Below are 23,353 nucleotides of genomic sequence, written 5' to 3' on the forward strand. Positions count from 1 at the left end.
TCCGGGACCCTTCGTCTTCCCTTGGGATCCCCGTCAGTCTCCAGGGAAGTGACAGGCCACCTCGCGGGCGGCGGCGGGCCGCAGCAGCGGCCGTTCGGTGCGGCAGATCTGCTGCGCCTTGGGGCAGCGCGGGTGGAAGGAGCAGCCGGGGGGCGGGGCGGCCGGGCTCGGCGGGTCGCCGAGCAGCACGATCCGCTCCCGCCGCCGCTCCGCCGCCGGGTCGGGCAGCGGTACGGCGGACAGCAGTGCCCGGGTGTAGGGGTGCTGCGGGTTCTCGTACAGGGACTTCTTGTCGCCGATCTCGACGATCCGGCCGAGGTACATGACGGCGACGCGGTCGCTGACCCGCTTGACCACCGACAGGTCGTGCGCGATGAACACGTACGCGAGGCCCAGCTCCGTGCGCAGCCGCTCCATCAGGTTGACGATCTGGGCCTGTACGGAGACGTCGAGGGCGGATACCGGCTCGTCGGCGACGATCAGCCGGGGGCTGGTGGCCAGCGAGCGGGCGATGCCGATGCGCTGGGCCTGACCTCCGGAGAACTCGTGCGGGTAGCGGTCGATGTGCTCGGGGATCAGCCCGACGAGGTCCATCAGCTCGGCGGCGCGGCTGCGGGCGGCGGCCGCGCTCCAGCCCTGCACCAGCAGGGGGTCGGAGATGATCCGGGCCACCGTCTGGCGGGGGTTGAGGGAGGAGTGCGGGTCCTGGAAGACCATCTGGATGTTCTTGCGCAGCGGGCGCAGGGCGCCCTGGGACAGCCGGCTGATGTCCTTGCCCTCGAAGGTGACGCGGCCGGAGGTGGGTTCCAGCAGGCGTACGAGCATCCGGCCGGTGGTGGACTTCCCGCAGCCGGACTCCCCGACCAGGCCGAGGGTCTGCCCGGCCGCCAGGTCGAAGGAGACCCCGTCCACGGCGCGCACGGGCGCCCCCCGGCGTCCGGTCACCGACCGCTTTCCGGGGAAGGTCATGGTGAGGTCCTGTACGGACAGGAGCGTGTCGGTGCTGGTCATCGGGCCGCCTCCTCGGCGGTACGGGCGCCGGCGAAGTGGCAGGCCACGGTGCGCCCGGGCCCGTCCCCGTCCCCGTTCGGGTCCCCGTACTGCGCGAGCTCCGGCCGTACCTCGCCGCAGCGGGCAGCCGCCCTCGGGCAGCGCGGTGCGAAGGCGCAGCCCGGAGCCGGGGCGAGCAGGGACGGCGGGGAGCCGGGGATGGAGGGCAGCGGTTCGTCGTCGGCGGTGTCGAGGCGGGGCAGCGAGTCGAGCAGACCCCGGGTGTAGGGGTGGGCGGGGTCGGCGAACAGGGCGTCCACTCCGGCCTGTTCGGCGGCGCGGCCGCCGTACATGACCAGCACCTCGTGGGCGACGCGGGCGACTACACCCAGGTCATGGGTGATCATCACCACGCCGAGCCCGCGCTCCTGCTGGAGCCGGGCGATCAGCTCCAGGATCTGCGCCTGCACGGTGACGTCCAGGGCGGTGGTCGGCTCGTCCGCGATCAGCAGCTCGGGTTCGCAGGCCAGGGCCATGGCGATCACCGCGCGCTGGCGCATGCCGCCGGAGAACTGGTGCGGGTACTCCCCCGCACGGCGGGCCGGTTCCGGGATGCCGACCTCGCCGAGCATGTCGACGGCCCGTCTGCGCGCCGCGGCCCGGCCGGCCTTGAAGTGCACGCGGAAGTGCTCGGCGATCTGCTCGCCGACCGTGTAGTAGGGGTGCAGGCTGGACAGCGGGTCCTGGAAGATCATGGCCATCCGGCGGCCGCGCACCTTGGACAGCTCCCGCTCGGAGAGACCGGTCAGCTCCCGTCCGGCGAGGGCGACGGATCCGGTGACCTCGGCGGCGCCCCGGTGCAGGCCCATGACGGCCAGCGAGGTGACGGACTTGCCCGAGCCGGACTCGCCGACGATGCCGAGGGTGCGTCCGGCCTCCACGGTGAAACCGAGGGAGTCGACGGCCCGTACGGTCCCGCGGGGCGTGGTGAACGTGACGCCCAGATCACGTACTTCGAGAAGGGGGGCGGCTTCGGGAAGGGGGGCGGCCGGGGCGGCCATCAGTACCTCACCCTCGGGTCGATGACGGCGTACAGGAGGTCGACGACGAGATTGGCGACGACGATGAAGAACGCGGCGAGCAGGGTGACCCCGAGGACCACGGGCTGGTCGGAGCTGACGAGCGCCCCGTAGAACAGCCGCCCGATGCCGGGGAGTCCGAAGATGGACTCCGTGATGACGGCTCCGGCGAGCAGCCCGCCGAGGTCCATGCCGAAGATGGTGAGGATCGGGGTCATCCCGGAGCGCAGGCCGTGTTTGACGACGACGGTCCGCTCGGGCATGCCCTTGGCGCGGGCGGTACGGATGTACGGCTCGGCCATGGCCTCGATCATCGAACCGCGGCTCTGGCGCGCGTACATGGCGGCGTACAGCAGGGCGAGCGCGGTCCAGGGCAGGAGCAGGTTCGAGGCCCAGGCGAGCGGGTCGTCGGTGAAGGCCTGGTAGGTGGGGTAGGGCAGGAGGCCGGCGGTGCGGATGACCCCGTAGATGAGCAGGACGGAGGTGAAGTAGACGGGCAGCGAGGCCGCGGCGACCGCGCCGACCATCAGGGCCTTGTCGGTGGCGGTGTCCTTGCGCAGGGCGGCGGTGACCCCGGCGCCCAGGCCCAGGACCAGCCACAGTGCGGCGGCGCCGACGGCGAGGGAGGCGGAGACCGGCAGCCGGTCCATCAGCAGGTCCCAGACGGGCAGGGAGTTCTCGTACGAGTACCCCAGGCAGGGGAAGCCGCACTGGACGGCGTACTGGCCGGTGCCGAGGGTGCGGCCGGTGAAGATGCCGGTGAGGAAGTCGGCGAACTGCCGCCACAGGGGCTGGTCGAGCCCCAGGTACGCGCGTACGTCGGCGAGCCGTTCGGGGCTGCAGGTCTTGCCGCAGGCGGCCGCGGCCGGGTCGGCGGGCAGGACGTAGAAGATGAGGAAGGTGACGGCGGCGATGGCGAGGAGCACGCCGGCGAGGGCGAGCAGGCGGCGGGCGAGGTAGAGGATCAACTGCGGCCGCCCCTCGGGTCGAGGATGTCGCGCAGGGCGTCGCCGAGGAGGGTGAAGGCGAGCACGGCGAGGAAGAGGAAGACGCTCGGGATGACGAAGTACATGGGGTCGGTCTCGTAGAAGGCGACGGACTCGGCGATCATCTGGCCCCAGGACGGGGTGGGCGGGCGCACTCCCACGCCGAGGTAGCTCAGCGCGGCCTCGGTGCTGATCATGCCGGGGATGAGCAGGGTGGTGTAGGCGATGACCGGGCCCGAGACGCCCGGGAGGATGTCGCGGGTCAGGATCCGCCAGGAGCTCGCGCCGCCGACGCGGGCGGCGTCCACGTACTCGCGGTGTTTGAGGGAGAGGGTCTGGCCGCGGACCACGCGGGCGACGCCGGGCCAGCCGAAGACGCCGATGACGGCGGTCATGAGGAGGATCCGGTTGACGTCCTTGGCCACGGACAGCATGGCGATCATGAAGATCAGGGAGGGGAAGGACATGGTCAGGTCCATGAGCCGGGACAGGACCGCGTCGGTGCGGCCGCCGAAGTAGCCCGCGGCGATTCCGGCGGCGGTGCCCGTGACCACGACGATCGCGGTGGCGGCGAAGGCGATGAGGAGGGAGACCTGGGCGCCGTGGACCACGCGGGCGAACAGGTCGCGGCCGGTGACGGGTTCGACGCCGAGCCAGTGCTCGGAGCTGATCCCGCCGAGGGGGCCCAGCGGCTGCCCTCCGAGGTAGGGGTCGATGGCCGTCTTGTCGAACTCCTCCGGGGACCAGCCGCCGAGCGCGCCCAGCCAGGGGGCGGTGACGGCCATCAGGACGAAGAGGAGGACGAGGCAGAGGCTGAAGCGGACGGCGGGGCGGCGGCGGAGCTCCCGCCGGGCGAGCTGCCAGGGGCTGCTGCCGGGGGCTGATGCGCTGCCGGGGGGCTGGGCGGCACCAGGGGCCGGGGCGCCGTCGGAGCCGGGGCCTGCCCGGCCGTCGGCGCCTGGTGCGGTGGTGGTCATGGTGTCGGTGGCTCCGGATTCCTCAGCCCTGGCTCTTCGAGGGGTCCTTGAGGCCGACGGTGGCGTAGTCGATGGTTCCGGTCCACACCGGGTGGCCGAAGGCGCCCGCGATGTTGGTGCCGACGAGCAGCGGCTTGCGCTCCAGGAGGATCGGGACGGACGGGGACTTCTTCATGAGCTCGACGTCGAGGTCGATCCAGGCCTGGTTGGCCTGCTTGGCGTCGGCCATGGCGTTGATCTCGTCGATCCGCTTGATGGTCGCCTCGTCGCGGAACTGGCTGTAGTTGCCCTGGTTGCCCTTCTCCTTGATGGTCCGGCCGTCGAAGACGAACGGGATCCACGTGGAGCCGGAGGGGTAGTCGGGGCACCAGCCGGTGAGGCTCATGTCGGGGGTGGTGGAGAGGTCGCCGATGACGTCGTAGTAGGCGCCGGGGTCGACGGTGTCGACGACGACCTCGATGCCCACCCGGGCCAGGCCCTGCTGGAGGGCCTCGGCCTTGGCCTTGTCGCCTGTGGAGACGGCGAGGGAGACCTTCAGCTTCTCCTTGCCCGCGGCCTTGAGCAGTTCCTTCGCCTTGTCCGGGTCGCCGGCCGGGGCGATCTTCAGGGTGTCGGCCTGCTTGCCGCCGGACAGGGCCGGGGGCAGGTAGGCGGTGGCGACCTCGTTGAGGGCCGGGCCGCCGCCCGCGGTGATCACGGCTTCCTTGTCCACGGCGTACTGCATGGCCTCGCGGACCTTGGGATCGTCGAAGGGGGCCCGGGAGTTGTTGAGGTAGAGCATCTCGGTACAGCCCTGGGACTCGGCGAGCAGGCGCGCCTTCACTTCGGGCTTCGGCAGCACCTTGGGGGCGCTCTCGGGCCGCATGTCCGCGTACTGGACGGTGGAGGCGTCGGCGCCCTCCCCGGCGATGATCCGGTCGTCGATCTGGCCGCCCTTGAGTCCCATGACGACCACGAACTTGTCCGGGTAGGCCTTGCGGACGGGGTCGGTCGCGGCGTCCCAGTGCTCGTTGCGGACCAGGACCAGCTTCTTGTCGCGGTCGTACGACTCGATCTTGTACGGGCCGGAGGAGAAGGGGCGGGCGTCGTACTGGGTGCCCTTCTCCTGGGACTGGGGCACGGGCGCGAAGGTCGGCAGGGTGGCGGTAGCGGAGAACTCGGCGACGGGGCGCTTGAGTTCGAAGACGATCGTGCGGTCGTCGGGGGTCTTCACGGAGTCGAGGTGCCGGCCCTCGAGGGGACCCTTGTAGCCCTCGGTGCCGGCCAGGTACTGGGCCGCGTAGTCGGGGCCGCCGGTGAGGTCGGGGGCGAAGGAGCGCTCGACGTTGTACTTGATGTCCTGGGCCCTGACCGGGGAGCCGTCCTCGTACTTGACGCCCTCCTTGAGGGTGAAGGTCCAGGTGCGGCCTCCGTTGGAGGGGGTGCCGAGGTCTGTGGCGAGGTCGGGGACCAGCTCGCTGCCCGCCTTGCCCGGCTCGGCCTTGAAGGTGACCAGGGTGCGGTAGAGCAGCCGGGTGCCGAAGTCCATGGTGGGCATGACCCAGTTGCGGGCGGGGTCGAGGTGGGCGAAGTCCTGGTTGGACAGGACGGTGAGGGTGCCGCCCTTGACCGGGGTGCCGCCGAGGACCTTGCCGTCGTTGGCGGCGGCCGGGTTCGCACCGTTGGGGGCGCCGTCCTTGCCCTTCTTGGTTCCGGAGCAGCCCGAGGCGCCGAGTGCGAGTGCTGCCACCAGGGCGGTGGCGAGGGCGAGTTGGGTGCGCTTGGTCATGGGTCACTCCAGTGAAGGGCCGCGCTCTAGGGTGTGACCGGTAACATAGTAATGTGAAATTGCACTGACAAGGGGTTGAGCCTGCCGTTATCCAGCCGTGTCCGGTTCCACCGGCTGAACGCCCCTCCTGTGCAGTGGATTTCAGGCCCCGCGGACGGTCGGACGCGGTCCGGAGCGGTTGCGTACGGGCGCCCGCGGGTCGACACCGTCGGGCCGCAGCGGGACGATGGGAGGAGTTCTGGCCCCACCCCGGCCCAAGCCCCGGTTCCGGCCCCGGTTCTGCCGATCTCCCGAAGCGGAGGCAACCGCCGTGAACCGACGCACGCGCGTTGGTGCGGCTGGAGGGGCCGAACGGCGCATCGCACGTCTTCACCGTCCGTACCAACGGCGTGTTCGGCATGGGCAACCTGCCCGCCGGCTCCTACACCGTGGTGCCGAGCGGCTCGGGCGAGAAGGCCCCTTGCGTCGACGCCAAGGCGGCCGCACAGAAGAACTCCCGGGAGCAGTTCGCCAACGGCTACCGCGCGGGCTTCACCGACCTGCGCAAGGACTGCCAGAAGCAGCCGCCGCAGGGGACGGTCGACCCCAACTTCGAGAAGGGGTTCAACGCCGGTGCGGCGGCGGCGGAGAAGCGGTTCTGCACGAACTAGTGCGGTGGACCTTTCCGGTCACAGCACTGGCTACGGCTTCACCGAGCCGAGCCTCCCGGGGTGCGGCCCACCGGTTCGTCGCCGGGCAGCCCGAGTGCGGGAACTTCCCGACAACGCGCAGCGCCAGGCGGTCGAGGGCCTCCACCCCGTCACCACCTGGCGCCGCGCGTCACGACGGACGGCCGGAGCGGCACTCGCTGCCGCCCGGGATCAGATCAGTGCGGCGCACCGACCAGCGGTTCCTTGTCCTTGTGGTTGTCCTTGTGGCTGTCCTTGTCCTTGTCCTTGTGGTTGTCCTTGTCCTTGCCCGCCGAGACCGGACGGAAGTCACTGTTCGTCACACAGCCGAGGTTCCGGTAGATGCGCTCATTCGTCTGCGGGTCGAGGCCGACGAGGTGGTACTGGCAAGCCCCCTCGATGAACCTGGCTTCGATGCCGCCGGGGAAGTCGATCTCCTTGTTCCACAGGTACTGCGACGCGATGCCGGTCTGCCGCGCGGTGGCGTTGACGTCGATCCCGCCGGGAGCCTGGATCGCGTACACCCAGCCGTCGGCCCCGCCCCCCGTGGCGAACTCCTGCGCCACCCACCGCTCACAACTGGTGCTCACGTGCGCGGCGTTCTGCTGCCCGGTGCCCCCGACGATCCACTGCGCCAGCGGGGTGAGGTCCGAGCCCCGCGGGGCGAAGCCGCTGGCGAAGATCGTTTGGGGGTCCCGCGTGTCGCCCCGCCACAGCGTGTTCCCGTCGTGCCGCCAGTACCAGCCCTCACTCACCGCGGCGAGGTCCACCTCCGCCCGGATCGTGGGGTCCGTCGTGGTCTGCAGCCACTCCGACGCGCGGTAGCCGCCGGTCGGGCCGCAGGGGCCGGTGTCACGGATCTGCTGTGGGGTGCCCGGGTACGGATCCGCCGCGGCGCCGGCGGGTGAGCCGAACCCCAACGAGACGGTGACCAGGACGGTGGCGGAAGCGATCCGAATTGCAGTCTTCAACACGGTCGGCACAACCTCTTCGCTCGGTGCACAGGACTCGGTGTTATTAGCCGAATTTCGGGCGCAACCGACCTTCGTCCACATCCGTCACCCGCTGGCACCACGAGACCCACCCGCCCGGCGCAGGCCGCCGGCCCGGCGAATCCTCCCGTTTCACCGTGCTAGACGCCGGAGCCGAGGCCTCCCGGGGTGCGGCCGACCGGTTCGTCGCGGCCCTGGGCCCAGAGGGAGCGGACGTGGCCGAGGTGGCGGGTCATGCAGGCCTGCGCCGCCTCCGCGTCGCCGCTGATCATCAGGTCGAGCAGCTCGATGTGCTCCTCGGCCGAGGAGACCAGCTTGCCGGCCTCGTCCAGGCCGGTCAGGCCGTACAGCCGGGAGCGCTTGCGCAGGTCGCCGACCGTTTCCACGAGGCGGTCGTTGCCCGCGAGGCCGAGCAGCGTCAGGTGGAAGCGGCGGTCCGCCTCCAGGTAGCCGATGAGGTTGTGCTCGCGGGCGCTGGTGACGATCTCCTGCGCGATGGGCCGCAGGGCCTCCAGCTGCTCGGCGGTGGCGGTCTTCGTGATCCGGCCGATGGTCGGCACTTCGATCATCGTGCGCAGTTCCGTGTACTGGTCGAGGTCGCGCTCGCTGACCTCGGTGATCCGGAACCCCTTGTTGCGGACCGGCTCGACCAGCCCCTCGCGGGCGAGGTCGAGCATCGCCTCGCGCACCGGCGTGGCCGAGACCCCGAGTTCGGCCGCGAGACCGGGTGCCGAGTAGACGCTTCCGGGGCGCAGCTCACCCGCTATCAGGGCTGCTCGGAGGGCATGGCCGACCTGGTCGCGGAGCCGTTCCTGGGCCTTGATGAGACTGTGTTGCTTCAGGTCACCCATTGCATTTCCTCCGAGACCCCCGACACTGCCGACGAGCAGAGGAACAGCGTACAATGTCACGTTGCGCTGCTCACTCCGGCGGCCTGGAACAGCGCGACCGCCACGGCAAGATCCTCCCAGGCCATGCCCACACTCTTGAAGAGCTGTGGACAACTCGCCGCCCCGCCCGTCGGCATCCGCCCGCAGACCAGGTCGGCGAGGGTGCCGGTGATATGACCGGCCCCGATCGCCCCCTCCGCCTCCGGCACCAGCAGGTCTCCCGCCTCGCGCAGGGCCGCCGCGCGCGACTCGACGTACACCGCCGCCCGTCGCACGAGGGCGGTGTCGGTCTCCCGGGCCGTCGGCTCGTGCGAGCCGACGGCGACGACGGTGGTGCCCGGGCCGGCCAGGCGCCCGTCGAAGAGCGGTTCCCGGGCGGTGGTGCAGCAGATCACCAGATCGGCGCCGGCCACGTCGCCCGGGGTGCCGGTCCGGGCGGGCACCCCGAGGCCCGCGGCGTGCGCGGCGAGCGCGGCCGCCCCCGCCGGGTTCCGGGCGACCACCACGACCTCGGCCAGCTCCCGTAGTGGGAGGACCGCTTCCAGGTGCCCGTACGCCTGCGGTCCCGAGCCGAACAGGACGAGACGCAACGGGCGCCCCGCGGGCGCCAGATGACGCAGCGCGAGGGCGGAGACAGCCGGGGTGCGCAGGGCCGTCAGGGCGGAGCCGTCCAGCAGCGCCAGCGGGCGCAGGGTGGGCCCGTCCAGCAGCAGGTAGGACCCGGTGATCCGGGGCAGCCCGCGGGCCGGGTTCCCGGGCGCGACCCCGGCGATCTTCACCCCCGCGTAGGACCCGGACGCGGCCGGCATCAGCAGCAGTTCACCGCCGCCGGGCACGGGCAGGGCCGAGCGCTGCGGGCAGGTCTCCGGGTCGAGGCCGCCGAGCAGGACGGCGGCCAGCGCGTCGGCCGCGGCGGCCGGGGTGAGCAGCCCGGCCATGTCCTCTCCGGACAATTGCGGGAGTTCAGCCACCAAAGACCCGACCAGTGTGACGGATGGTAATCTTCCGGCTGCGTAGCGAGAACCAAGCGCGCATGTGAAGTCCCCAGGTTTGTCGTCCAATCCGGGCTGGTTTCAACCCGGCTGGTGCTGATCGCAGAAGACTCAATCGTTCGCTGAGCGATGGAGCGGCGTGAGCCAGGAATCCCACTCCCTGGTGAGCGGGAGGATTCAAAACAGGAAGCCCGTCCCGAGGGGGTCGTACGGGTCGGCCAGGAAGGTGTGCTCGCCGGTGCGGTAGGCGTTCCCGGTGACCTCGGTGACGCCGCCCGGCAGGATCCGGCCGGTGAACACCGTGCCCGTGACCGACTCGTGCAGCAGGTCCTCGTCCGCCCCGAGCCGCCCGTCCTCCGCGAGCAGCGCGAGCCTCGTCGAAGTGCCGGAGCCGCAGGGAGAGCGGTCGATCTGTCCGTCGGCGAAGACGGTGACGTTGCGCTGGTGCGGCCCGAAGGGGGTGTCGGGCAGTTCCTCGTAGAGGATCACCCCGTAGACCCCGGACAGCAGCGCGCCGTCGGGGTGCCAGGTGGCCGGGTGGGTGGCCAGCGCCGCCCGGATCTCCTGGCCGGCCCGCACCAGGTCGGGCAGCGCCGAGCCGGTGACCGCCAGGCCGAGGTCGCGGGCGCGCACGGAGGCGTAACAGGCCCCGGCGTGGGCGATGTCCACCTCGGCGATCCCCAGCGTGGTGGCGACGGGCACCTTGCGGGCGCTGACCCGCGCCGGCACGTTGCGGAAGGTGACCCCGGTGGTGCGGCCGCCGTCCCGGTGCACGGTGGCGGTGACCCGCCCGGACGGCACGTCCATGCGCACCTGCGCGTCCCCGTCAGTCGGGGCGGCGACCCGGCCGGTGTCCACGGCCCAGACCCCGAGGGCCATGGTGCCGTGGCCGCATGCGGTGGAGTAACCGTCCTTGTGCCAGAACAGGACGCCGAAGTGGGCCCCGTCGTCGTCGGCCGGGACGACGAACCCGCCGTACATACCGGCGTGTCCGCGCGGCTCCTGCACCAGCAGGCGCCGTACGTCGTCCAGTGCGCCCCGGCGCGGGGCCGTGCCCGATCCGCCGGGGCCGATGGCGGTGGCGCAGCGCTCGGCGACGGTGTCCCCGGGCACGGGCGGGAGCCCCCCGTCGGCGCCACCGGTGGCTTCGACGATCCGGAAGGGCTCCCCGGCGGTGTGGTAGTCGACCGTTCGGACGGTGTTCACCTGATTTCTCCCAGGGGGCCCCGGCCTTCAGGCCGGGGAGGAATGGGTCCTTGGGGCGGAGGCGCAGAGCGCCGGAGGTCGGTTCGCATCTGGTCTGGCCTGCTCTTTCGGTTGTTGTCAGTGGGCGGGGATAGGTTGTTGGGATGGCGACGACAGCGATGGTGGGGGATGCCGGGCATGCCCGGTGGAGCTTCCCCGTCCGCGTGTCGTCTTCCGCGCTCGCCGCCCTGATGGCGGAGTGGGACCGGTGCCGGTGGATCTGGAACGAGTGCTGCGCGAAGTCGAAGCAGACGCACGTGTGGAACAAGGGCCGGCCCGAGGGGACGGACAAGCGGACCTGCGGCCCGGCGCAGCTCGACAAGATGTTGACCGAAGCCCGTACCAAGAACACCTGGCTTCGCGAAGGGTCCTCGGTTCCGCAGCAGCAGTCGATCCGGGATTTCGGGCAGTCCCGCGCCAAGGCGCAGAAGGACATCAAGGACCGGTTGCCGATGCGGCAGCGGGCCGGGATGCCGAAGTGGAAGAAGAAGCGGGAAGCGCTGCCGTCCCTCAACTACACCAAGCGCGGCTTTCGGCTGAAGGACGGCCGCCTGTACCTGGCGGGCGGTATCGCCCTGACCGTGGTGTGGTCGCGGAACCTCCCGGCCGACCCGTCCAGCGTGCGTGTCTATCAGGACAGTCTCGGGCACTGGTACTGCTCGTTCGTCGTCCCCGCCGAGGTCGAGCCGCTTCCGGAGACCGGCGCGGTGATCGGCGTGGACTGGGGCGTGAAGGAGACCGCGACCACCACCAGCGATGCCCACGACCTCCCGCACGTCGAGCACGGCAAGAAGGCCGCCGCCGGCCTCGCGCGCCATCAGCGGATGATGGCCCGGCGCAAGCCACCGAAGGGCAAGGCAGGGTCGAAGGGCTACCGGCACGCGAAACGGCAGACCGCGAAGCTGCACAAGAAGGTCGCCCGGCAGCGCCAGGACACTGGCCGCAAGTGGGCCAAGTCCGTAGTCCGCGATCACGACGCCGTGGCGGTCGAGGACTTCCGCCCGAAGTTCCTCGCCAAGACGACCATGGCCCGCAAGGCCGCCGACGCGGCCATCAGCGCCACCAAGACGGCCCTGATCGAGATGGGCCGCAAGCACGGACGGACCGTGCACCTGGTACACCCCGCGCACACCACCATGGACTGTGCGCAGTGCGGAGCGAGAACCAAGCACGCACTACCTCTCTCAGAACGAACCTACGCCTGCACCGCGTGCGGAGCCGTATCCCCCAGGGATAAGAACTCCGCCCGCGTGATGCTGGTCCGGGCTGGTCTCAACCCGGCTAGTGCTGATCGCGTAAGACCAATCGGGGCGCTGCCCCACCTGGCAGCGTGAGCTAGAAATCCCCGATCAGCCCTGGATGGTGACGAATCCCCTCCCTTCAGGGAAGGGGAGGATTCAAAGGAGGAACCCTCCGGGGAAGGGGTCGGTCGGGTCGAGGAAGTACTGGGCGGTGCCGGTGATCCAGGCCCGGCCGGTCACCGTGGGCACGACGGCCGGGAGGGGGCCGACGGTGGTCTCGCCGGTCAGCCGGCCGGTGAACTCGGTGCCGATGAAGGACTCGTTGACGAAGTCGGCGCCGAGTTCCAGCAGGCCCCGGGCGTGCAGCTGGGCCATGCGCGCGCTGGTCCCCGTACCGCAGGGCGAGCGGTCGAACCAGCCGGGGTGGATGGCCATGGCGTGCCGGGAGCGGCGGGCGTCGGAGCCGGGGGCGGCGAGGTACACGTGCTTGACCCCGGCGATGGAGGGGTTCTCGGGGTGGACGGGGCGGTCACCGGAGGCGTTGACCGCGTCCATCACGGCGAGTCCGGCGGCGAGCAGGTCGTCCTTGCGGGCGCGGTCGAAGGGCAGGCCGAGCGCGTCGAGTTCGACGAAGGCGTAGAAGTTGCCCCCGTAGGCGAGGTCGTAGGTGACCGTGCCGAAGCCGGGGACCTCGGCCTTGAGGTCGAGCCCGACGCAGAAGGAGGGGACGTTGGTGAGGGTGACGGCCGTGGCCGCGCCGTCCTCGACGCGTACGTCGACGCTCACCAGGCCTGCCGGGGTGTCGAGCCGGACGGTGGTGACCGGCTCGACGACGGGCACCATGCCGGTCTCGACGAGGACGGTCGCCACCCCGATGGTGCCGTGCCCGCACATGGGCAGCAGCCCGGACACCTCGATGTAGAGGACGCCGAAGTCGGCGTCGGGACGGGTGGGGGGCTGCAGGATCGCGCCGCTCATCGCGGAATGGCCGCGCGGCTCGTACATGAGCAGGGTGCGGACGTGGTCCGTGTGCTCGATGAAGTGGAGCCGCTTCTCGGCCATGGTGGCGCCCGGGATCACCCCGACCCCTCCGGTGATGACCCGGGTCGGCATGCCCTCGGTGTGCGAGTCCACCGCGTGGTAGACGTGGCGCGTACGCATCAAAAGCCCCCTGCGGCTGGTTAGTTGAGGCCCTCGGCGAGGGCCTTCTCGGTGGCGGCGCGGACGGCGGCCTCGGTGTCCCCGGTGAGCGGGAAGCGCGGCGGCCGGGTGGCGCCGCCGGGGCGGCCGGCCAGGTCCATGGAGAGCTTGATGGCCTGGACGAACTCGGTCTTGGAATCCCAGCGCAGCAGCGAGTGCAGGGACTTGTAGAGCGGTAGGGCGGTGGCCAGGTCCCCGGCCACGGCGGCCCGGTAGAGGGTGGCGCAGGACTGCGGCAGGGCGTTGGGGTAGCCGGCGATCCAGCCGACGGCGCCCGCGAGGGCGAGTTCGAGGAGGACGTCGTCCGCGCCGATGAGCAGGTCGAGGCCCGGGGCCAGCTCGGCGATCTCGTAGGCGCGGCGCACGTCGCCGCTGAACTCCTTGACGGCGACTATGGAGCCGTCGGTGTGCAACCGGGCGAGCAGGGCCGGGGTCAGGTCCACCTTGGTGTCGATGGGGTTGTTGTACGCGACGACGGGCAGCCCGGCCCCGGCGACCTCGGCGTAGTGGGCGCGCACGGCGTCCTCGTCGGCCCGGAAGGCGTTGGGGGGCAGGAGCAGGACGGAGCCGGCGCCGGCCTCGGCCGCCTGGTCGGCCCAGCGGCGGGCCTCGGCGCTGCCGTAGGCGGCGACGCCGGGCATGACGCGGTCGCCGTCGCCGGCGGCCTCGATGGCGGTGCGGACGACGCGGGCCCGCTCCTCGTCGGTGAGGGTCTGGTATTCGCCGAGGGAGCCGTTGGGGACCACGCCGTCGCAGCCGTTGGCGATGAGCCAGGCCACGTGTTCGGCGTACGCGTCGTAGTCGACACTGAGGTCCTCGCGCAGGGGCAGCGCGGTGGCGACCATGATGCCGTGCCAGGGGCGGGTGCGGGTGTCCGTGCCGGTGGCGGGGCCGGCGGTCGTGCGGGGCGCGGGGGTGGGCGCGTGCGTCATGAGGTGACTCCCTAGTGTGATGTGTGACATTTTACTAGCCGGTGTGAGTCGGCCACAAGGGGCCGGGACGGTCCGATCAGTGCGCGTCCGGGGGAAGTTCGGCGAGGTGGCGCAGCGGCACCGGACAGGACAACGGCCGCCGGTCGGGGGCCGCGCCCGGGGACAGGTCGCCCGAGGACGGGACGGCCTCCCCGGCGAGGGCGGAGACGGCCGGTCCGCACATCCGGCCCTGGCACCAGCCCATGCCCGAGCGGGTGAGCAGCTTGACCGTACGGGCGTCCCGCGCCCCGAGGTCGCGGACCGCCTCGCGGATCCGGCCGGCCGGGACCTCCTCGCAGCGGCACACCAGGTCCTCGTCGCCGAGCCAGTCGGTCCAGCCGGGTCCGGGCCGGTGGGCCGCGGCCATCGCGCGGGCGAAGGCCCGCAGCCGGGCCCGGCTGCGGGCCAGGGCGGCAGGCACGGGCCGCCCGGCGATCGTGTGCGCGGCGATCTCCCCCTCGACGAGGGCGAGCCCGGCGCCGCCGATGCCACCGGTCTCCCCGGCGGACCAGATGCCGGGCACGGAGGTGCGCTGCCCGGCGTCCAGCTGGAGGGCGGCCGTGCCGTCGGGCCAGCGGACGGTGGCGCAGCCGAGGCCGGTGGCGAGTTCCAGCTGGGGCACGAGCCCGTGGCCGACGGCGAGGGCGTCGCAGGGGATCCGGCGGGCGGTGCCGGGCAGCGGGCGCCAGTCCCGGCCGAGGCGGGCCACGGTGACGGCCTCGACCCGGTCGGTGCCGTGGGCCTCGACGACGGCCTGCCGGGTCAGGAGCCGGACGCGGTGGCGCAGCAGGGCGCCGCCGAAGGTGACGGCCTCGGTGAGCTTGCCGGGGTTGCGCAGCAGGGCGGGCACGTGGCCCGCGTAGGCGGCGTAGGACGCGGCCTCCACCACGGCGGGCACGGTGGCTCCGGCGGCGGCCAGGGTGCCGGCCACGGCGAGCAGCAGCGGCCCGCTCCCGGCGACGACCACCCGCTTGCCGGGCAGGACCAGGCCGCCCTTGACCATGGCCTGCGCCCCGCCCGCCCCGATCACCCCGGGCAGGGTCCAGCCGGGGAAGGGCAGTTGGCGCTCGTAGGCACCGGTGGCGATCAGCACCGCCCGGGCGCGGACGGCCGCGGCGCGCGTATCCGGGCCGTGCCCGGCTACGCAGTGCAGGGTCCACTCCGTGCCGGTCAGGGTGGGGACGGGCCGGCCGGCTGCGCGTGCGTGCGTGCCCGCGCCTGTGGCTGTGCCCGGGACCACCGTCCACACGTGGTGGAGCGGGAGGTACGTGATCCGGCCCGCCGACTCGTGGGCGCGCAGGGCGGCTTCGCGGGAGGCGAAGGCGGGCCAGTCGTGGTGAAGGCCCTCGGGGCGGGCGGCGCCCAGTCCGGGCGCGGGGTGGCGGTAGTACTGGCCGCCGGGGCGCTCCCCTGCGTCCAGGACGGTGACGCGCAGTCCGAGGTCGGCGGCGGTGACGGCGGCGGCCAGGCCGGCCGGGCCGCCGCCGACGATCGCGAGGTCCACGGAGTCCTGGCCGGGGCGGGCGGTGGCACGCCCGGCCGCGGGCGGCTCGGCGTGGGGGTCAGACGGTGAGGTCGGCACGGCCCGTTCCCTCCTGGGTGGTGACGGTGTCGCCCGGACGGGCCGGGACCAGGCAGGCGCGCTGGTTCGGGGTGCCGTTGACGGTGACGAGGCAGTCGTAGCAGCTGCCGATGCCGCAGAACACGCCGCGCGGGGCGCCGCCCTCGCGGGTGGTGCGCCAGGCGAGGATCCCGGCCGACCAGAGGACGGCTGCGATGGACTGGCCTGCCTGCGCGGGCAGTTCGCGGCCGTCGAAGGCGATGGCGTAGGTGGCTGAAGGGGTGCCGCCGACCAGTTCGCGGGGGCTGCGCATCAGGGGTCCTCCTCGGGGTGGTGCGGGTGGGCCGGGTCCGGGGCCGGGCCGGGGTGACGTCCGGGACTCGTGATTTATGGCGCCTTGACCGGGGCTTCGTCGGCCCAGCCCTGCGGGCGCGCCAACAAATCACGTTCTACGTCCCGGACATCACCCCGGCCCGTCCCCGGACCCGGCGGCCGACCCCCCGAAGCGCTCCGGCCGGAACGGGTCCAGGGGGACGGCCGGTTCGGCTCCCGTCAGGGTGGCGGCGATCAGGGCGCCCGTCGCCGGGGCCAGGCCGATGCCCGCGCCTTCGTGGCCGCAGGCGTGCAGCAGTCCGGGGCGGCGCGGGTCCGGGCCGATCGCCGGGAGGTGGTCGGGGAGGTAGGGGCGGAAGCCGTGGTAGGTGCGGATGACGTGTACGTCCGAGAGGACGGGGAAGAGGGCCGCCGCCTGGGTGGCCAGGCGGCGCAGGGCCTCCGTGGAGAGCGATCGGTCGAAGCCGACGCGTTCGCGGGTGGCCCCGATCAGGACCGGGCCCGACGGGGTGCCCTCCACCACCGCCGAGGACTGGAGGGCTGCGGAGCCGCTGGCTACGTCCGCGATGTAGTCGGCCGCGTAGACCTTGTGCCGGACCACGCGCGGCAGGGGTTCGGTGACCAGGACGAAGCCGCGGCGTGGGAGGACCGGCAGGCTGACGCCCGCCAGTTCCGCGATGTGTCCGCCCCAGGTGCCTGCCGCGTTCACCACGGCCGGGGCGAGGAGTTCCCGCCGAGGGGTGCGGACCCCGCGAACGGCGCCCGCCGGGTCCAGGAGGATGCCGGTGACCTCCTCGCCGAGGTGGACCTCGGCGCCCGACGCGGCCAGCAGCCGGGCCGCCGCCTGGGCGGGCTGGACCTGGGCGTCCTGCGGGTAGAGGAAGCCTCCCGCGAGGCCCGGGGCGAGGTGGGGTTCCAGGTCGTGCAGGCTCCCGGCCCCGACCTCGGCCGCGTCGACCCCGGCCTTGCGCTGGCCTTCCGCGAAGTTCCGCAGGGCCTCCAGCGAAGCCTGGTCCGGGGCGACGACGAGGCCGCCCTTGGCCTCGTACTCGGTCTCCTGCGGGAGGGCCGCCGCGAGTTCGTGCCAGAGCCCGGTGGAGAGGAGGGCGAGGTCGAGTTCGGGGCCGGCCTCCTTGTCGGAGACGAGCAGGTTGCCTTCGCCGGCGCCGGTCGTGCCGCCCGCGACGGGGCCGCGGTCGACCACGGCCACGGAGAGTCCGGCGCGGGCCGCGTAGTAGGCGCACGCGGCTCCGACGACGCCGGCGCCGATGATCACGGCGTCCAGGGAGTGTCTCTTGAGCACGGCAGTAATATGTCACATTCTTTAGTGCCTGCCCAGACCGGTCCCGCGGCCTCTCGGACCACGGGACCGGTCCGGTCCGGATCAGCCGCGCAGCGGGCCCTCGCAGCTGTAGCTCGACGTTCCCGCCGTCTTGTTGCTCCAGATCTCCAGCGGACCGAAGGAGCAGTTCATGTCGGCGAGGTTGTTGGAGACCGCGCCCGCCCGGTCGAGGATGAAGTAGTCGACCGTCTCGGACATGTCCTTGAAGTTCTGGTCGTCGCTGCGCCAGTCCTTCAGGTTCGCGGTGATCCTGCCGGTGCAGGTGAAGCGGCGCTTGCCGGGCTCGCCGTTCTCCACGCAGTCCGGGGTGTTGTACGTGGCCGTGGCGAAGGAGGACTTCACCGAGGCCAGCGCCGAGTCGCGCAGCTGGTCGACCGGGGTGAAGGTGGTGTTCGGCACGTACAGCTGGTCGGCCTTGGCGATCTGCGCGTCCAGGAAGCGGTCGTAGTCGCGCTGGAGGTAGGTGTCCGCGCCCAGCCGGCCCCGCCAGGCGTCGTAGGCCGCCACGTCGTTGTTGCGCAGGTGGGTGTACATCTCGCGCACCAGCGAGGGCTTCTCGGTCCACAGGAACTCGAAGAAGGTGCCGGCGTAGCTGTAGAAGCGGAAGCCGTCGCCCTCGTAGGTGGCGTTCAGCAGCTGCTCCACCGTCATCCGGGGGCCGCCGCCCGCGGTGTCGCTGATGATGCTCTTGACCAGGGACTTGCGGACGGCGATGCCGTTGTCACGGGTGGCCCCGTCGAAGAACTCGGCCGTGCCCTCGTCCATGGCGGTCGTACGGTCGCCCTCGTACCAGGGGCCCTCACCGAAGAAGCCGGGCACGGCGTACCGGCCGTTGAGGTAGTGCGTGTACTCGTGGCGGAAGAGCTCCTCGAGGGTGAGGGAGGAGTCCTGCGGGACACGGCGCTGGTAGGTGTAGAAGGTGGCGCCGTTCTCGATGTAGATGCCGCCGTTGTTGGTGTCGTAGCCCGTCAGGATCGGGTGGTAGTTCTCGTAGTCGGCGCGGGAGCCGTAGAGCACGATGTTCAGCGTGGAGTTGGGGTCGCCCGCGAGCGGCTGCTCGGTGCCCAGGACGCGGTGGTACTGGGCCTTGACCTGCTTGCTGGCGTAGTAGAGCTGGTCGACGGTGGCCCGGTCGAGGCCGGTGCGGACCTTGATCGCGCCGTTGTCGTAGGTGTACGTGTAGGGGAAGATCCGCTTCTCGATGTCCTCCTTGCACACGCCGTAGGGCTTGCAGGCCTCGTAGAAGTTCAGCCAGTTGACGAGCTTGGCCCACTGCTGGCTGCCGTCGCCGAAGGCGGCCTTGACCGGCTCCAGCAGGGCACCGAGGTCGGCGACGGTCTGCTCCTTGAGGCCCGCGACCTGGCCGAAGCGCCCGTACTCGCTGAGCGCGTCGCGCGCCACCCAGTCGTTGCCCGTGCCCTTGAGGTGGGTGTAGGAGGCGAAGGACTTGAAGGCGGCGCGGTACGGGGCGTCGCCCGCGACCGCCGCGTGGAAGGCGGCGTCCTGGTTGCCCGGGTAGACGCCGAGGTAGTTGACGGAGAGCGCGGCGAGGGCGGCGCCCGCCCAGCCGGCGTCCTGGTTCGTGGCCGGGTGGGCCGGGTCCATGGTGGCCAGGACCTTCTTGATGAGGCCGAGCTGGTGCTGGCGCAGGCCCGGGGCGCTGGCGGCGTAGAGGGCCTCGCGCAGGGTGCGGGCATTGCTCGGGGTCACGTCGAAGGTGTGGGCGGCGCCCCCGAAGTCGGCGATGGCCTGGCGCATGGCGTTGACGGTCGGGGCGTCGGTGACGTCGATCTCATCGCGCGAGTAGTCGTGGTAGGCGACCGCGTGCAGGTAGGTGAACATCTCCTCCAGGTGGGAGGAGTTGCGGCCGTCGTGGGCGGCGGCCAGGCCGGATATCCGGCGGGAGACGGCCTGGACGTGGGCGTCGGACATGACCGGCGCCAGCCGGGCGTCCCAGGTCCAGATGAGGTCGCGCAGACAGCCGTCGGCGGTGACTGCCTGGTCGGCGAGGAAGTCGGCGAACTGTTCCGGGCCGAGGTTGGTGATCCCGTCGAGGGTGCAGGGGACGCCTGCGGCGACGCTCCGCGCGGTGGGGGCCACCTGGGCCGCCTTCCCGCTCTTCTCGACCGATCCGGCGGCCGTGGCGGTAGCCGGGGCAGCGCCGGGGACCTGGCCGTTGAGGGCCTGCCCGCCGGGAGCCGCGGCGGGGGCAGGGGTGTTGTCCTGCGCGTTGGCGAGGCGCTCGACCTCGTCGAACGGGTTGCCGGTGGGGCCGTGCGCCGGGGAGGCCTGTGCGCCGGTGAAAGCCGCCGGGGCCGGGGCCGCGGACTCCGCCGCCTGCGTGGTGCCCTGTCCCGCGGTGACGAGGAGGGTCACCGCTACGGCAGAGGCGAGAAGGGAAGAGCGCACAACTCTGTGCTTGAGCACCGAGAACTCCTGAATGGGGAGAGGTGAGGTGGGGGGTGGTGCGTGAACTGCCCTGCGTCACACGGCGTTTGACGGGGATTAACGTGCCGCGGCGTGAGCTGTAACATAGTAATGTGAAATTGCACTGACAACCCCTGTGCGCCCACCAGTTCGCATCTTCTTGAGGGAGCCCCCGTGACCGACACCCCCTCCCGCCTCAACACGGGCAGCCACGACCTTCCGGTATCACCGGAACTGACCCGTTTCATGGCGGGCGACTGGGCCGCTTCCCCGCTGCCCGGCTCCGCGCGCGTACCCGCCCACGCCGTCACCCCGGCCCGCCGCGCCCGGCTCTCGGCGCGCTTCCCGGGCGAGCGGCTGATCATCCCGGCCGGGGAGCTCAAGGTCCGCTCCAACGACTGCGACTTCCGCTTCCGCCCGCACAGCGCGTACGCCTGGCTGACGGGCCTGACCGGCGAGGACCAGGTGGGCCACGTCCTGGTCATGGAGCCCTCGGGCCCGCACGCCCACGAGGCGGTGCTGTACCTGCGGCCGCGCTCGCCGCGGGCGGACGGGAACGAGGAGTTCTACCGGGACCGCCGCTACGGGGAGTTCTGGGTGGGCCGCAGGCCCGACCTGGCGGAGGCCGAACGCCTCACCGGCATCCGCTGCGCGCACCTGGACGCGCTCGGGTCACCGGCGGGCCGGGTGGCCGGCGCCGACGAGGAGCTCACCATCGCTCTCTCGGAGCTGCGCCTGGTCAAGGACGCGTGGGAGGTCGAGCAGCTCCAGCTCGCGGTGGACCACACGGCGGCGGGCTTCGAGGACGTCGTACGGGCCCTGCCCCGCGCCCTGGCCCACCCGCGCGGCGAGCGGTGGATCGAGGGGGTCTTCGGCCTGCGCGCCCGGGCGGAGGGCAACGGCACCGGCTACGACACCATCGCGGCGTCGGGCGCCCACGCCTGCGTCCTGCACTGGATCCGCAACGACGGCCGGCTCGACCGGAACGAACTCCTGCTCCTGGACGCGGGTGTGGAGACGGACACCCTGTACACGGCCGACATCACCCGCACGCTCCCCCTGTCGGGCCGCTTCTCCCCCGTCCAGCGGCGGGTCTACGAACTGGTACTGGCCGCCCAGGACGCGGGCATGGCGGCGCTGCGGCCGGGGGCGAGCTTCCGGGACTTCCACCGGGCCGGGATGCGCGTGATCGCCGAGGGCCTGGCGGAGTGGGGCGTCCTGAAGGACCCGGAGGGCGACCTGCACCGGCGGTACACCCTGTGCAGCAGCGGCCACATGCTCGGCCTGGACGTCCACGACTGCGCGAAGGCGCGGGCCGAGACCTACCTGGACGGCGTACTGGAGGAGGGCCAGGTCCTCACGGTGGAGCCGGGCCTCTACCTCCAGCCGGACGACGAGACCCTCCCCGCGGAACTGCGCGGCATCGGCGTCCGCATCGAGGACGACCTGGTCGTCACGGCGGACGGGGCCCGGCTGATGTCGGGCGCCCTGCCGCGGACGGTGGCGGGCATCGAGGAGTGGATGGGCCGGCTGCTGGAGGGCTGACCCGGGGCCGGGCCCGGCCATGATCCACCGGGCACCCCCTAACCGCTGACCGGGGCAGTGAGGCGGCCGGTGAGCTCCTCGACGAAGGCCTCGAGGTGGGGCGGGCGCGGCCCGGTTCGGGTGGCGCAGAACCACGTGCGGGTCAGCGGCTGCGCGCCGATGCGGATCAGCGCGAGGCCGTGCGAGGACACGTACGGGGCGGCCACCCAGTTGGGCAGCACCGTCACGCCCTGGCCGCCCGCCACCATCTCGATCACCAGGTCGGTCACCACCGGCATGGTGGTGATCCGGCCGGGCCGGGCCCCGGCCGGAATCGGCAGCGGCATCGACGGGATGCGGTTCTGGTCGTAGCCGTCGTAGAGGACCAGATCGGCGCCGTCGAAGTCACGGGCGGTCAGGTGCCCGCGGGAGGCCCACGGGTGTCCGGCGGGCACCACGGCCATCATCTCGTCGTCGAACAGCTTGGTCAGGGACACACGGTCCATCTGCAGGTCCGGCTTGGTGACCAGCGCGACGTCGACCAGGTCGGCGAGCAGCGCAGGGATCGGGGCGTCGTCGGCGACGGTCTCGATGCGCACGTCGATGTCCGGCTCGCGCTCGCGGAAGGCGCGCAGGACGGGCGGCAGCCACGGGAAGGTGGTGCTGCACTGCGCGGTGAAGCGGACCCGCCGGCCGTGCCCGTCGCGGATCTCCCGCAGGTCGCGGGAGGCCGACTCCAGTTCGCCGAGGATCTGGCGGGCGGCGACCAGCAGCCGGCGGCCTGCCGCGTTGGGCACCAGGCGGCGGCCCTTGCGGTCGAAGAGCTGCATGCCGAGGCGGGCCTCCAGCCGGGTGAGCCGCTGGCTGAGGGCCGGCTGGCTCACGTAGAGCCGCTCGGCGGCGGCGGTCAGCGAGCCGGCCTCGACGGTGGCGTCGAGGAGCTCCAGGTCACGCAGATCCACATCCATAACCTGGGATTATCACACGCTCCAATCTACGTCGTGGTGTTATGGGTTGGGGGTTCATAGGTTCAGGGGTGTCAGCCGGACGAACCAGTCCGCCGATCCGCCCCGAAAGGCACCCACCATGACCACTGCTCTCATCACCGGATCCTCCAGCGGCATCGGCCTGGACATCGCCCGGGCCTTCCTGGCGAGCGGCGCGAACGTCGTCCTGAACGGCCGCGACGCCGACCGCCTCGCCAAGACCGCCGCCGGCCTCGGCCATCCGGAGCGGACCGCGTGGGTCGCGGGCAGCATCGCCGAGCGGGAGACCGGCGAGGCCCTCGTCCGTACGGCGCTGGAGCGCTTCGGCCGCATCGACGTCCTGGTCAACAACGCCGGCACCTTCGCCTCCAAGCCCTTCACCGAGGTCACGGAGGCCGAACTCGACGGCTTCCTGACGGGCAACCTCAAGGGCACCTACCTCACCACCCAGGCCGTGGTGCGGGCGCTGCGCGCACAGGGCGAGGGCGGCAGCATCGTCAACATCGGCACCGTCCTGGTGGACCACGGGCTGGCCGGCTTCCCGGCCAGTGCGCCGGTGGCCAGCAAGGCCGGTGTGCACGGGCTGACCACGAGCCTGGCCGCCGAGCTGGCGGCCGACGGCATCCGCGTCAACCTCGTCTCGCCCGGCATCATCCGCACCCCGCTGCACGAGGGGGCCGACGTGGACGCCTTCGGCGGGCTCGCGCTGCTCAACCGGGTCGGGGAGGCCTCCGAGATCGCCGAGGCGGTGCTGTACCTCGCGGGCGCCGGCTTCGTGACGGGCCACGCGCTGCGCGTGGACGGCGGCCACGTCACGGGCCGCTCCTGACCATCCCTCACTCACCTCTCCCGAAAGGACTTCCACGTGCCGTACGTCAACGTCAAGATCACCCGTGAGGGCGCGACCGCGCCCCAGAAGGCCGAGATCATCGCCGGGATCACCGACCTGCTGGTCAAGGTCCTCGACAAGGACCCGGCCACCACCTTCGTCCTGATCGAGGAGGTCGCCCTGGAGGACTGGGGCGTGGGCGGCGTCCCCACGGACGAATACCGCCGCCGCCAAGCGCGCGGCTAGGGGGCGCCCGGCGGACGGCATCAGCCGAAATCCAGTCCCGCCGGCGATCGAGGCGCGGGGTCTGGGGCGGAGCCCCAGCAGCGGCGGCGCACCCGCGGCACGGCAC

At 72.1% G+C, this 23,353-nt stretch carries 21 protein-coding genes; 5 read left to right on the top strand and 16 right to left on the bottom strand.

What is annotated here, in order from left to right; genetic code table 11:
• Positions 1 to 33: 33 nt before the first annotated feature.
• From OG447_RS28955 to OG447_RS28975, 5 genes are read right to left on the bottom strand one after another with little or no spacing between them, the layout of a single operon-like run.
• A complete protein-coding gene (locus OG447_RS28955; RefSeq protein ID WP_266940384.1) occupies positions 34 to 1,011 on the bottom strand; it encodes an ABC transporter ATP-binding protein in 978 nt (325 codons plus the stop codon).
• A complete protein-coding gene (locus tag OG447_RS28960) occupies positions 1,008 to 2,051 on the bottom strand; it encodes an ABC transporter ATP-binding protein (RefSeq protein ID WP_266940385.1) in 1,044 nt (347 codons plus the stop codon). Before OG447_RS28960 ends, OG447_RS28955 begins: the two co-directional genes overlap by 4 nt.
• Complete coding sequence (locus tag OG447_RS28965) at positions 2,051 to 3,037, bottom strand: ABC transporter permease (protein ID WP_266940386.1); 987 nt, start codon at positions 3,035 to 3,037, stop codon at positions 2,051 to 2,053. The genes OG447_RS28960 and OG447_RS28965 overlap by 1 nt, the downstream gene beginning before the upstream one ends.
• A complete protein-coding gene (locus OG447_RS28970) occupies positions 3,034 to 4,032 on the bottom strand; it encodes an ABC transporter permease (RefSeq protein ID WP_266940387.1) in 999 nt (332 codons plus the stop codon). Before OG447_RS28970 ends, OG447_RS28965 begins: the two co-directional genes overlap by 4 nt.
• A gap of 22 nt (positions 4,033 to 4,054) precedes the next feature.
• Entirely contained in the window at positions 4,055 to 5,800 is a 1,746-nt protein-coding gene (locus tag OG447_RS28975) for an ABC transporter substrate-binding protein (protein WP_266940388.1), read from the bottom strand.
• A 329-nt stretch (positions 5,801 to 6,129) separates the two neighbouring features.
• On the opposite strand from OG447_RS28975, the gene OG447_RS28980 reads away from it, so the two are divergent.
• Positions 6,130 to 6,450 carry a hypothetical protein gene (locus tag OG447_RS28980; RefSeq protein WP_266940389.1) on the top strand — a complete coding sequence of 107 codons (321 nt, stop codon included), beginning with the start codon at positions 6,130 to 6,132 and terminating at the stop codon, positions 6,448 to 6,450.
• A 215-nt stretch (positions 6,451 to 6,665) separates the two neighbouring features.
• Here the strand turns inward: OG447_RS28980 and OG447_RS28985 are convergent, their stop codons facing one another.
• From OG447_RS28985 to OG447_RS29000, 4 genes are all read right to left on the bottom strand, one after another.
• Complete coding sequence (locus OG447_RS28985; RefSeq protein WP_266940390.1) at positions 6,666 to 7,442, bottom strand: hypothetical protein; 777 nt, start codon at positions 7,440 to 7,442, stop codon at positions 6,666 to 6,668.
• A 158-nt stretch (positions 7,443 to 7,600) separates the two neighbouring features.
• Positions 7,601 to 8,311, bottom strand: a complete 711-nt coding sequence (locus OG447_RS28990) for a GntR family transcriptional regulator (protein WP_266940391.1) — start codon at positions 8,309 to 8,311, stop codon at positions 7,601 to 7,603.
• A gap of 56 nt (positions 8,312 to 8,367) precedes the next feature.
• On the bottom strand, positions 8,368 to 9,321 hold the full coding sequence (locus OG447_RS28995; RefSeq protein ID WP_266940392.1) for an ornithine cyclodeaminase family protein: 954 nt from the start codon (positions 9,319 to 9,321) through the stop codon (positions 8,368 to 8,370).
• A gap of 198 nt (positions 9,322 to 9,519) precedes the next feature.
• Positions 9,520 to 10,548 carry a proline racemase family protein gene (locus tag OG447_RS29000; RefSeq protein WP_266940393.1) on the bottom strand — a complete coding sequence of 343 codons (1,029 nt, stop codon included), beginning with the start codon at positions 10,546 to 10,548 and terminating at the stop codon, positions 9,520 to 9,522.
• A gap of 143 nt (positions 10,549 to 10,691) precedes the next feature.
• On the opposite strand from OG447_RS29000, the gene OG447_RS29005 reads away from it, so the two are divergent.
• Entirely contained in the window at positions 10,692 to 11,921 is a 1,230-nt protein-coding gene (locus tag OG447_RS29005) for a transposase (RefSeq protein ID WP_266940394.1), read from the top strand.
• 63 nt (positions 11,922 to 11,984) lie between these two features.
• Here the strand turns inward: OG447_RS29005 and OG447_RS29010 are convergent, their stop codons facing one another.
• The 6 genes from OG447_RS29010 to OG447_RS29035 form a co-directional block, all read right to left on the bottom strand.
• Positions 11,985 to 12,989: a proline racemase family protein gene (locus OG447_RS29010; RefSeq protein WP_266940395.1), complete on the bottom strand. Its 1,005-nt coding sequence runs from the start codon at positions 12,987 to 12,989 to the stop codon at positions 11,985 to 11,987.
• Positions 12,990 to 13,009: 20 nt separating this feature from the next.
• The gene (locus OG447_RS29015) at positions 13,010 to 13,873 is read right to left on the bottom strand and encodes a dihydrodipicolinate synthase family protein (RefSeq protein ID WP_266940961.1); all 864 of its coding nucleotides are present in this window, start codon (positions 13,871 to 13,873) and stop codon (positions 13,010 to 13,012) included.
• Positions 13,874 to 14,036: 163 nt separating this feature from the next.
• On the bottom strand, positions 14,037 to 15,503 hold the full coding sequence (locus OG447_RS29020) for an NAD(P)/FAD-dependent oxidoreductase (protein WP_266940963.1): 1,467 nt from the start codon (positions 15,501 to 15,503) through the stop codon (positions 14,037 to 14,039).
• A gap of 58 nt (positions 15,504 to 15,561) precedes the next feature.
• On the bottom strand, positions 15,562 to 15,873 hold the full coding sequence (locus tag OG447_RS29025; RefSeq protein ID WP_266940396.1) for a (2Fe-2S)-binding protein: 312 nt from the start codon (positions 15,871 to 15,873) through the stop codon (positions 15,562 to 15,564).
• Positions 15,874 to 16,023: 150 nt separating this feature from the next.
• Complete coding sequence (locus OG447_RS29030; RefSeq protein WP_266940397.1) at positions 16,024 to 17,196, bottom strand: FAD-binding oxidoreductase; 1,173 nt, start codon at positions 17,194 to 17,196, stop codon at positions 16,024 to 16,026.
• Between the two features lie 81 nt (positions 17,197 to 17,277).
• A complete protein-coding gene (locus OG447_RS29035) occupies positions 17,278 to 19,662 on the bottom strand; it encodes a collagenase (protein WP_266940398.1) in 2,385 nt (794 codons plus the stop codon).
• Between the two features lie 174 nt (positions 19,663 to 19,836).
• Between OG447_RS29035 and OG447_RS29040 the strand changes: the two genes are divergently transcribed.
• On the top strand, positions 19,837 to 21,207 hold the full coding sequence (locus OG447_RS29040) for an aminopeptidase P family protein (protein ID WP_266940399.1): 1,371 nt from the start codon (positions 19,837 to 19,839) through the stop codon (positions 21,205 to 21,207).
• A gap of 38 nt (positions 21,208 to 21,245) precedes the next feature.
• Here OG447_RS29040 and OG447_RS29045 read toward each other — a convergent pair whose 3' ends face one another.
• A complete protein-coding gene (locus tag OG447_RS29045; RefSeq protein WP_266940400.1) occupies positions 21,246 to 22,154 on the bottom strand; it encodes a LysR family transcriptional regulator in 909 nt (302 codons plus the stop codon).
• A 118-nt stretch (positions 22,155 to 22,272) separates the two neighbouring features.
• On the opposite strand from OG447_RS29045, the gene OG447_RS29050 reads away from it, so the two are divergent.
• Both OG447_RS29050 and OG447_RS29055 read left to right on the top strand, forming a co-directional pair.
• On the top strand, positions 22,273 to 23,001 hold the full coding sequence (locus OG447_RS29050; RefSeq protein ID WP_266940401.1) for an SDR family NAD(P)-dependent oxidoreductase: 729 nt from the start codon (positions 22,273 to 22,275) through the stop codon (positions 22,999 to 23,001).
• 36 nt (positions 23,002 to 23,037) lie between these two features.
• A complete protein-coding gene (locus OG447_RS29055) occupies positions 23,038 to 23,247 on the top strand; it encodes a 4-oxalocrotonate tautomerase family protein (protein WP_266940402.1) in 210 nt (69 codons plus the stop codon).
• Positions 23,248 to 23,353 lie beyond the last annotated feature (106 nt).

The sequence above is a fragment of the Streptomyces sp. NBC_01408 genome (assembly GCF_026340255.1).
Taxonomy (GTDB): domain Bacteria; phylum Actinomycetota; class Actinomycetes; order Streptomycetales; family Streptomycetaceae; genus Streptomyces.